Source organism: Nocardioides sp. (assembly GCF_025964975.1).
In the GTDB taxonomy this organism is placed as follows: Bacteria; Actinomycetota; Actinomycetes; order Propionibacteriales; family Nocardioidaceae; genus Nocardioides.
The window spans coordinates 24,083-33,797 of record NZ_JAOPXV010000002.1 but is presented as its reverse complement, the minus strand read 5'-3'; the positions used below and the strand labels follow the sequence as shown (position 1 = coordinate 33,797).

General features: G+C 68.8%; 7 protein-coding genes and 1 pseudogene. 3 read left to right on the top strand and 5 right to left on the bottom strand.

Annotated features, from left to right (window positions below):
* A pseudogene (locus JWN68_RS00255) lies at positions 1-912 on the top strand (2-oxoglutarate ferredoxin oxidoreductase subunit alpha); the annotation flags it as partial.
* Positions 909-2,015: a 2-oxoacid:ferredoxin oxidoreductase subunit beta gene (locus JWN68_RS00250; RefSeq protein ID WP_297732943.1), complete on the top strand. Its 1,107-nt coding sequence runs from the start codon at positions 909-911 to the stop codon at positions 2,013-2,015. The pseudogene JWN68_RS00255 and the gene JWN68_RS00250, both read left to right, overlap by 4 nt.
* Before the next feature lie 3 nt (positions 2,016-2,018).
* Here the strand turns inward: JWN68_RS00250 and JWN68_RS00245 are convergent, their stop codons facing one another.
* The gene (locus JWN68_RS00245; RefSeq protein ID WP_297732939.1) at positions 2,019-2,438 is read right to left on the bottom strand and encodes a hypothetical protein; all 420 of its coding nucleotides are present in this window, start codon (positions 2,436-2,438) and stop codon (positions 2,019-2,021) included.
* Between the two features lie 69 nt (positions 2,439-2,507).
* Here JWN68_RS00245 and rarD point away from each other — a divergent pair, with 69 nt between their 5' ends.
* Positions 2,508-3,416: an EamA family transporter RarD gene (rarD, locus tag JWN68_RS00240; protein ID WP_297732936.1), complete on the top strand. Its 909-nt coding sequence runs from the start codon at positions 2,508-2,510 to the stop codon at positions 3,414-3,416.
* A gap of 11 nt (positions 3,417-3,427) precedes the next feature.
* Here rarD and JWN68_RS00235 read toward each other — a convergent pair whose 3' ends face one another.
* The 4 genes from JWN68_RS00235 to nuoL all read right to left on the bottom strand — a co-directional run bounded on the left by JWN68_RS00235 (position 3,428) and on the right by nuoL (position 9,698).
* Entirely contained in the window at positions 3,428-4,435 is a 1,008-nt protein-coding gene (locus tag JWN68_RS00235) for a polyprenyl synthetase family protein (protein WP_297732933.1), read from the bottom strand.
* On the bottom strand, positions 4,432-6,024 hold the full coding sequence (gene nuoN, locus JWN68_RS00230) for an NADH-quinone oxidoreductase subunit NuoN (protein ID WP_297732931.1): 1,593 nt from the start codon (positions 6,022-6,024) through the stop codon (positions 4,432-4,434). Before nuoN ends, JWN68_RS00235 begins: the two co-directional genes overlap by 4 nt.
* Positions 6,017-7,675 carry an NADH-quinone oxidoreductase subunit M gene (locus JWN68_RS00225; protein ID WP_297732928.1) on the bottom strand — a complete coding sequence of 553 codons (1,659 nt, stop codon included), beginning with the start codon at positions 7,673-7,675 and terminating at the stop codon, positions 6,017-6,019. The genes nuoN and JWN68_RS00225 overlap by 8 nt, the downstream gene beginning before the upstream one ends.
* Before the next feature lie 76 nt (positions 7,676-7,751).
* The gene (gene nuoL / locus JWN68_RS00220; protein ID WP_297732949.1) at positions 7,752-9,698 is read right to left on the bottom strand and encodes an NADH-quinone oxidoreductase subunit L; all 1,947 of its coding nucleotides are present in this window, start codon (positions 9,696-9,698) and stop codon (positions 7,752-7,754) included.
* Positions 9,699-9,715: the final 17 nt, after the last annotated feature.

Genomic DNA, 9,715 nt, shown 5'->3' with positions numbered 1-9,715 from the left:
CAGCGCGGCGGGCCCTCGACCGGCCTGCCGACCAAGACCGAGCAGGCCGACCTCCTGCAGGCGATGTTCGGCCGCAACGGTGAGGCACCGCTGCCGATCATCGCCCCGCAGTCACCGGGTGACTGCTTCGACGCGGCGCTCGAGGCGGCGCGCATCGCCATCACCTACCGCACCCCGGTGATGCTGCTCTCCGACGGCTATCTCGCCAACGGCTCCGAGCCGTGGCGCATCCCGGAGGTCTCCGAGCTGCCCACGATCGACCCCGACTTCGCCACCCACAAGAACCACGGCGAGGGGGATGAGGCGGAGTTCTGGCCCTACGAGCGGGACGCCGAGACGCTGGCCCGTCCCTGGGCCGTGCCCGGCACCCCCGGTCTCGAGCACCGCATCGGCGGGCTCGAGAAGGGCGACGGCCACGGCAACATCTCCTACGACCCCGACAACCACGACTTCATGGTCCGCACCCGCCAGGCCAAGGTCGACCGCATCGCCGACTCCCTGCCGCCCCTGCAGGTCGACGACCCGGTCGGCCCCGAGGGGCGAGGAGCCAAGGTCCTCGTCCTGGGTTGGGGCTCCACCTACGGGCCGATCGGTGCGGGCGTACGCCGCGTGCGCAAGGCCGGCTACCAGGTCGCGCAGGTCCACCTGCGTCACCTCAACCCGTTCCCCCACGACCTCGGCGACATCCTGGCCCGCTACGACAAGGTCCTCGTCCCCGAGATGAACCTCGGGCAGCTCTCGCTGCTCCTCCGCGGCAAGTACCTCGTGGACGTCATCGGCTACAACGAGGTCCGCGGACTTCCGCTCAAGGCCGCCGTCCTGGCCGATGTCATCGGCGGCCTGGTCGCCCAGGCCGAAGGCATCGAGGTCGACCTGACCCCCGCCACTCCCGTCAAGGAGGAGATCTCGTGACCACCGAGCTCGGCCTGCCCACTCTTCGCTCCGGCACCGAAGGAGTCCCCACGGTCCGAGAGGACGACCAGCCGCAGACCGGCAAGGACTTCACCTCCGACCAGGAGGTCCGCTGGTGCCCCGGCTGCGGCGACTACGCCGTGCTCAAGGCGGTCCAGTCCTTCCTGCCCGACCTGGGGCTCCGACGCGAGAACATCGTCTTCGTCTCCGGGATCGGCTGCTCCTCCCGCTTCCCCTACTACCTCGACACCTACGGGATGCACTCCATCCACGGGCGGGCCCCGACGATCGCCACCGGGATCGCCACGGCTCGCGAGGACCTCTCGGTGTGGGTGGTCACCGGCGACGGCGACGCACTCTCGATCGGTGGCAACCACCTGATCCACGCCCTGCGCCGCAACGTCAACATGACGATCCTGCTCTTCAACAACCGCATCTACGGGCTCACCAAGGGCCAGTACTCCCCGACCTCCGAGACCGGCAAGGTGACCAAGTCGACGCCGATGGGGTCGCTGGACCACCCCTTCAACCCCGTGTCCCTGGCGCTGGGCGCCGAGGCGACCTTCGTGGCGCGCACCATCGACTCCGACCGCAAGCACCTCACCCACGTGCTCGCCGCTGCCGCCGCCCACCGCGGCACGTCGTTGGTGGAGATCTACCAGAACTGCCCGATCTTCAACGACGGGGCCTTCGACGCGATCAAGAGCCCCGATACCAAGGCCGACGCGATCATTCCGCTGGTCCACGGTCAGCAGGTCCGCTTCGGCGCCCTCGACGACGAGGGTCGCGGCAGCAGGGCCCTGGTCCGTGACAACGTCACGGGCACCATCAGAACCGTCGCGGCACGTGAGGTGGACGAGGATGACATCCTCGTCCACGACGCGCACAACCCGGACCCGTCGACGGCCTTCGCCATCAGCAGGCTCACCGACTCGGGCTATCTCAACCAGTCACCGATCGGCATCTTCCGCCAGGTCGAACGCGCCACCTACGACGACCAGGCTCGCGCCCAGATCGTCACCGCCCGGGGCGGGTCCGACGACTCCCCCAGCGACCGCCTCGGTGCGCTCATCGGTGGCGGCGACACCTGGACGGTCGTCTGAGGCCTAATTGAAACCGGTGGCCCAGGCCGTTCCCTTGGTGGTGCCATAGCCGTTGGACGCCTTGACCTTCACCCGCCACTTCCACACGCCCTCGCGCGGGGCGAAGATGTTGGTCTTGTACTTGCCGGCCTCGTCGGTCTTGAACTTCTTGACCGTCTTCCACGAGCAGCCCTTGGCGCACGCCTTCTTCTGCAGCTGCACCGTCTTCTCGGCATACGCGAGGTAGGTCACGCCGTCGGCCTGGACCTCGGTGATCGTGCCCTTGAGCTTGAAGGTGTTGAAGTTGATCTGGTGGTCCGCGGGCGGCTGCTCGGTGATGGTGCGTTTCGGCAGGGCCTGGTCGGCCTGGGCCGGAGCGGCGGCGACGCCGATGCCCAGGAGCGCGGCCAGCAGGCCGGCGATGACGGTACGAATGATGGACATGGGTCCCCCTCGAGATGTGGACTGATACGCCTGGAAGCCTAGGCCACCCGCCCGACTAGACTGACCCTCGTGCCGGATCTGCGTCGTGGGCTGCTCTTCGGCACGGCGGCCTACGCGATGTGGGGCCTGTTCCCTCTCTACTGGCCACTGCTCGAGCCGGCCGGTGCCGTCGAGATCCTGGCCCACCGGATCGTGTGGTCGGCGCTGACGATGGCCATCCTGGTCGCAGCCATGCGGCGTACGCCCGAACTGCTGGCCGTCGTGCGGGATCGCCGGGCCATGACGTTGCTGAGCGTCGCCGCGGTGGTCATCTCCCTCAACTGGGGCGCCTACATCTGGGGCGTCAACAACGAGCGCGTGGTGGAGACGTCGCTCGGCTACTTCATCAACCCCCTGGTGACCGTCCTGATGGGCGTGTTCGTGCTCGGTGAGCGGCTCCGACGACTCCAGTGGGTCGCGCTGGCGATGGCCGGCGGTGCCGTGGTCGTACTCACCGTCGACTACGGACGTCCGCCGTGGCTGGCGCTCGCGCTGGCCGTCAGCTTCGGCACCTACGGGCTGACCAAGAAGCAGGCGGGCGTCGGAGCGGTCGAGAGCCTGACGGTCGAGACCCTGGTGCTGGCGCCAGTCGCCGTGGTGTACGTCGTCTGGCTGACAGTCACAGGTGCCGCCAGCTTCGGCGCCAACGGGGTGGGCCACGCCCTGCTCATCACGACTGCGGGCGTCGTCACGGCCATCCCGCTGATCTGCTTCGGGGCGGCCGCCAACCGGGTGCCCCTCGTGGCCCTCGGGCTCCTGCAGTACCTCGCGCCCGTGATCCAGTTCGCGCTCGGCGTGCTGGTCTTCCGCGAGGACATGCCGACCGGGCGTTGGATCGGGTTCGGCCTGGTGTGGATCGCGCTGGTCCTCTTCACGCTGGAGACCATCAACCACCGGCGCCAACAGCTGCGGCTGGTGACCGAGGCCAGTGCCTGCTGAGTCGGGAATCCTCAGGTCGAGCGGGTGGCCACGACGTCCGCGAACGCCTCGAGGGCGGTGCGGACCGAGCCGGGCTCCAGGACGCTGAGCAACGCCTTCGCCGTCTCGGTCTGGGCCAGGACGTAGCTGCGGGCCTGGTCCATCGCCGGGTGCTTGCGCAGGAGGTCGAGGGCCTCTGCGTGGAGGTCGTCGTCGGTCAGGTCGGCAGCGAGGAGCTCGAGCAACCGGGCGTCGGCCGGGTCCGTCGACGCCAGCGCCATCAGGACCGGGAGGGTCGGGACACCCTCGCGGAGGTCGGTGCCGGGGGTCTTGCCGGACTCCTCGGACGCCGAGGCGATGTCGAGGATGTCGTCGGAGAGCTGGAAGGCGGAGCCCACAATCTCGCCGTACGCCGTGAGCGCCTCCTGCACCTCGATCGACGCACCGCCGAACATCGCGCCGTAGCGGGCCGAGGTGGAGATCAACGACCCGGTCTTGCCGGCCACGACTTCGAGGTAGTGCTCCAACGGGTCCTCCCCCGCCCCCGGCTCGACCGTCTCAAGGATCTGCCCCTCGACAAGACGGGTGAAGGTCTGCGCCTGGATGCGGACCGCGTCCGGCCCCAGGTCGGCGGTCAGCTCGGAGGAGCGCCCGAAGAGGAAGTCGCCGGTCAGGATCGCGACGTGGTTGTCCCAGCGGGCGTTGGCGGTGTCACCTCCGCGTCGCAGGTCGGCCTCGTCCATCACGTCGTCGTGGTAGAGCGACGCCACGTGGGTCAGCTCGACGACGCAGGCGGCGGTCAGCACCTCGTCGGCCGCGGGCGTCGGCCCGGTCTCGGCGGCGAGCAGGACCAGCAGGGGACGGAAGCGCTTGCCGCCCGATGCCATCAGGTGCTCGGCCGCACGCGACACGAACTCCGTGCGGGCCTGGCAGTGGCCCGAGAGCATCACCTCGACGGTGCGGAGGCGTTCGGCGAGACGCTGCGCCAACTCCTCATCATCGACGGGGAGCGCCAGCGACAGGGCGGACGAGGTGGTCACCTGAGGAATTGTCCAGCAAGCCCGGCAAGGTCGAGTAGCGGCCCCGGCAGGACGCCCAACATCAGCGTGACGGCCGCGCCCAGGGCGATGGTCGTCGCGGTCAGCACCGACGGGAAGACCACGGTGGGGCCGTCGCCGATCGGGTCGTCGAAGTACATCGCCTTGATCACCCGGATGTAGAGGAACGCCGCGATGATGCTGGCGATGATCGCCACCGCGACGACGGGCCAGGCGCCCGCGGCCAGCGCGACGGAGAAGACCGCGAGCTTGCCGACGAAGCCGGAGGTGAGCGGGATCCCGGCCATCGCGAGCAGGAAGAACGCGAAGACACCGGCGACCACCGGCGACTCCTTGCCGAGGCCGGCCCACCGATCGAGAGCGGTCACCTCGCCACCGGAGTCGCGCACGAGCCCGACGACCGCGAAGGCGCCCAAGGTGGCGAAGCCGTACGTCGCGAGGTAGAACAGCACCGCCTGGAGAGCGGTGACCTCGCCGGGCGCCAGGTCGGAGGTGGCCTGGATGCCGAGCACGCCGGTCAGGATGAAGCCGGTGTGGGCGACCGAGGAGTAGGCCAGGAGGCGCTTCACGTCGGTCTGGGTGATCGCCAGGATCGCCCCGACGAGCATCGTCAGGATCGCGATCACCCACATCATCGGCTGCCACGACCAGCGATCGGAACCGAAGGCGACGTAGAACAGGCGCAGGATCGCACCGAAGGCGGCGACCTTGGTGGCGGCGGCCATGAAGGCCGTGACCGGGGTCGGGGCGCCCTGGTAGACATCCGGGGTCCACGCGTGGAACGGCGCGGCGCCGACCTTGAAGAAAAGTCCGACCGAGATCAGCCCGATGCCGATGAGCAGCAGTGCCGAGTTGCCCGCGTCGTTGCGGACGGCCTCGTTGATCGCGGCGAAGTTCATCGAGCCGGCGTAGCCGTAGACCAGCGCGACGCCGTACAGGAAGAAGCCGGACGAGAAGGCGCCGAGCAGGAAGTACTTGAGCGCGGCCTCCTGGCTCAGCAGGCGTCGGCGGCGTGCGAGCCCGCAGAGCAGGTAGAGCGGCAGCGACAACACCTCGAGGCCGACGAACATCGTGAGCAGGTCGTTGGCGGACGGGAAGAGCAGCATGCCGAAGACGGCGAACATCAGCAACGGGTAGACCTCGGTGTGGTCGAGCCCGCTGGTCGACGCCTCCCGCTCGGCCTCCGTCCCGGGCAGCGCGGCCGCCTGGCCGGCGAAGGCGGAGACTCCCCCGCCGAGGTGCCGCTCCGCGAACAGCAGGACGCCGGCGAGGGCCAGCACGAGGATGAGACCCCACAGGAACAGCGTCGGCCCGTCGACGGCGATCGTGCCGCCCACCGAGAGGATCCCGCGAGCGGCACCGTCGGCGTAGACCTTCGCGTCGCGGGCGATGAGCACGACGACGACCAGGGCCACCGAGAGGCCGGCCAGCGCCAGGACGACCTGGGCGAGGTAGCGCATCCGACGGGGGGCGAACGCCTCGATCACGACTCCGAGGCACGCGACGCCCGAGACGATGAGCAGGGGCAGGAGCTCGAAGTAGTCGACGACTGGCTTCACGAACTCATTCATCGGTGTCTCCCTGCGAGCTGTGCGAGCCGCTGACCTGTGGCTCCGCGTCAGAGACGCCGACGTCGCTCATCAGGTCGGCGACGTGTGGATTGATGACGTCGAGCAGCGGCATGGGGAAGAAGCCGAGGAGCACCAGCGCGAGCAGCAGCGGCGCCAGCGTCCCCACCTCGCGGGCGTCGAGGTCGCGCATGCTCGTGGTTGGTACGGCGGAGCGCGATCCCGTCCCTACACCCGGGACGGCGGGGTGGGATCCGGAGCCCGTACCGCCGGCGGCGCCGACGGTCACGGGCTGAGCGTCCGTGTGGGCATCGACGAGGTCGACGGCACCGGGACCGGTCATCGCGCGCTGGTACATCCACAGCGCGTAGATCGCCGCCAGCACGATGGCCGTGACCGCGATCGCGCCGGCCCACCACGCGTGGTCGAAGGCCGCGATGATCACGAGCATCTCCGAGACGAACGGCGAGAGCCCGGGCAGACCGGCCGCGGCGAGGGCGGAGATCAGGAACGCCCCGGCAAGCACTGGCGCGACCTTCTCCATCCCGCCGCCCATGAGCCGGATCGAGGCGGTGCCGCGGCGACGGACGAGGTAGCCCGCCGCCAGGAAGAGCGCGGCGGTGCCGATGCCGTGGTTGACCATGTAGAGGATCGAGCCGGACAGGCCCTGGCTGGAGAAGACGAAGATCCCCAGCACGATGAACCCGAAGTGGGACAGCGACGTCAGGCCGATCAGGCGCAGCAGGTCGTCCTGGCCGATGGCCACCAGTGCGCCGTACACGATGGAGATGAGGGCGAGGACCACGACGACGGGCGTGGCCCACTGCGAGGCGTCCGGCAGCAGCCCGAGGCAGAAGCGCAACATGCCGAAGGTGCCGATCTTGTCGAGCACGCAGACCAGCAGGACCGAGGTCCCGGTGGTGGCCTTCTCCGTCGTGTCGGCCAGCCAGGTGTGCACGGGGAACATCGGTGCCTTGATCGCGAAGGCGATGAAGAACCCGACGAAGAGCCAGCGCTGGGTGATCGGGTCGATGTCGAGCGCCGCGAGGTCGGACAGCAGGAACGACGGGTTGCCGCTGTTGGCGGACACGACGTAGAGCCCGATCACCGAGCCGAGCATGATCAGCCCGCCCGCGAGCTGGTAGATGAGGAACTTCGTCGCCGCCCGTCCGCGGCCGATGCGGCCGAAGCCACCGATGAGGAAGTAGGCCGGGATGAGGGTGGCCTCGAAGACCACGTAGAACAGGAAGACGTCCGTGGCCGAGAAGACGGCCAACGACATCGCCTCGAGCGCGAGCACCCAGGCCACGAAGGTCCGGCTGCCGCTGTTGCCCAGCTCGTCGGCCTCGTGCCACGAGGCGACCAGCACGACCGGGACCAGCACGGCTGTGAGCAGCACCATCAGCAGGCCCAGACCGTCGACACCGAGGGCGTAGTGCACGCCGAGGGCCTCGATCCAGGCGTGGGTCTCGGTGAGCTGCATCCCGCCGTCGAGGGAATAGGAGGTGACGGCGGCGATGGCGCCCCACGCCAGCGTGAGCCCGGCGAAGACGAGCCCGGCCAGCCGCGCGAGGTGCGCCGGCAAGAAGGCCGTCACGATCGCCCCCACCAAGGGGATGGCGATCAGGATCGAGAGGACAGGAAGATCACTCATGCACGTACTCGCTTCGCTCCGTGCGCGCATGAGGCACATTCCGCGCTATGTTTGATGATTCGCTCGCTGCGCTCGCTCATGCGAGGTTCACCGCCAGCAGGGCAAGGACGACGAGCAGGGCCCCGCCGAGCAGGGACAGGGCATAGGAGCGGACGAACCCGTTCTGGACGCGCCGGAGCACGCCCGACATGGCCCCCACGCCGGCGGACCCGCCCTCGACCACCCCGTCGACCCCGCGGCGGTCGAAGGAGGCCAGGCCCGTGGTCATTGACCGGCCGGGGCCGACGACCAGGGAGTCGTTGATGGCGTCGCCATACAGGTCGGCGCGGGCCGCTCGGGTCGCGAAGGACACGTCCTGCGGCGCGTCTCGCGCGATCTCCTTGCGGCCGACGAGGAACCATGCGGCTGCGACGCCCAGGGCGACGACCCCCACGACGATCATCGTGATGACGATCGCGGGCAGCGGCGGCTCGTGGTGCTCCGCGACCCCGGTGACCGGGGAGAGGAAGTCGACGATGAAGTCGTTGAGCAGCATGATCCCACCGAGGACCGACAGGGCGGCGAGCACGATCAGCGGCACCGTCATCACGCTGGGCGACTCGTGCGGGTGCACGTCCTTCGCCCATCGCTTCTCACCGAAGAACGTCATCAGCATCAGCCGCGTCATGTAGAAGCCGGTGATGCCGGCGCCGAGCAGCGCGCAGAGCCCGACGACGAGGTTGTCCGCCAGCGCCGTCTCGATGATCTTGTCCTTGGAGAAGAACCCGGAGAAGCCCGGGAACCCGATGATCGCGAGGTAGCCCATCGCAAAGGTCAGGAACGTGATCGGCATGAAGCTGCGCAGCCCGCCGTAGTGGCGCATGTCGACGTCGTCGTTCATCCCGTGCATGACCGAACCGGCGCCCAGGAACATGTTGGCCTTGAAGAAGCCGTGCGTCAGGAGGTGGAAGATCGCGAACGGGTAGCCCGCGACACCCAGCCCGGCGGCGAGCATCATGTAGCCGATCTGGCTCATGGTCGAGCCCGCGAGCGCCTTCTTGATGTCGTCCTTCGCGCAGCCGAGGATCGCCCCCCACAGTAGCGTGACCGTGGCCACGATGACCACGACGGTCTGCGCGACCGGGGTCAGCTCGTAGATGAAGTTGGAGCGCACCACGAGGTAGACACCCGCGGTGACCATGGTCGCCGCGTGGATCAACGCCGAGACGGGGGTCGGGCCCTCCATCGCGTCCAGCAGCCAGGCCTGGAGGGGCACCTGCGCGGACTTGCCGCACGCACCCAGCAGGAGCAGCAGCCCGAGTGCGTTGAGCGTGGTCTGCGAGGCACCGGAGGCCTGCTCACTGATCGTCGCGAAGTCGGTGGTGCCGAAGGTGGTGAACATCAACGCGATGGCGAGCGAGAGGCCGATGTCGCCGACACGGTTGATGACGAAGGCCTTCTTCGCCGCAGCGGCGGCAGAGTGCTTGTGCTGCCAGAAACCGATGAGGAGGTACGACGCCAGGCCCACGCCCTCCCAGCCGAGGAAGACGACGAGGTAGTTGGCGCCCAGGACGAGCACCAGCATCGCGGCGATGAAGAGGTTGAGGTAGCCGAAGAAGCGGCGACGACGGACGTCGTGCTCCATGTAGCCGATCGAGTAGACGTGGATCAACGAGCCCACACCGGTGATCAGCAGCAGGAACAGGGCCGAGAGCGGGTCGTAGAGGAGGTCCATCCCGACGTTGAGCTCGCCGACCTCGAACCAGGTGAAGAGGTGCTGGCCGATCTGGCGCTCGTCCTCCCCGCGCCCGAGCAGGGAGATGAAGAGCCACAGGCTCACCAGGAACGAGCCGACGACCGTGCCGGTCCCGATCCAGTGACCCACGCGGTCGAGGGCACCCCTGGCCAGGGCTCCGCCCACCAGGAGGACGACGGCACCGGCGAGCGGCAGCGCGATGATCAGCCAGAGCCAGGAGAAGGCACCTTCGGCGCCGATGGGGTGCACCACCGGGACCCGGCCGGCACCCTCCGCAGAGGCACGCATGATTACGTCAACAGTCA

Excerpts from the sequence above, each read along its gene's own strand:
- nuoL (WP_297732949.1), bottom strand. The coding sequence starts at position 9,698 with ATGCGTGCCTCTGCGGAGGGTGCCGGCCGGGTCCCGGTGGTGCACCCC.
- JWN68_RS00225 (WP_297732928.1), bottom strand. The coding sequence starts at position 7,675 with ATGAGTGATCTTCCTGTCCTCTCGATCCTGATCGCCATCCCCTTGGTG.
- nuoN (WP_297732931.1), bottom strand. The coding sequence starts at position 6,024 with ATGAATGAGTTCGTGAAGCCAGTCGTCGACTACTTCGAGCTCCTGCCC.
- JWN68_RS00245 (WP_297732939.1), bottom strand. The coding sequence starts at position 2,438 with ATGTCCATCATTCGTACCGTCATCGCCGGCCTGCTGGCCGCGCTCCTG.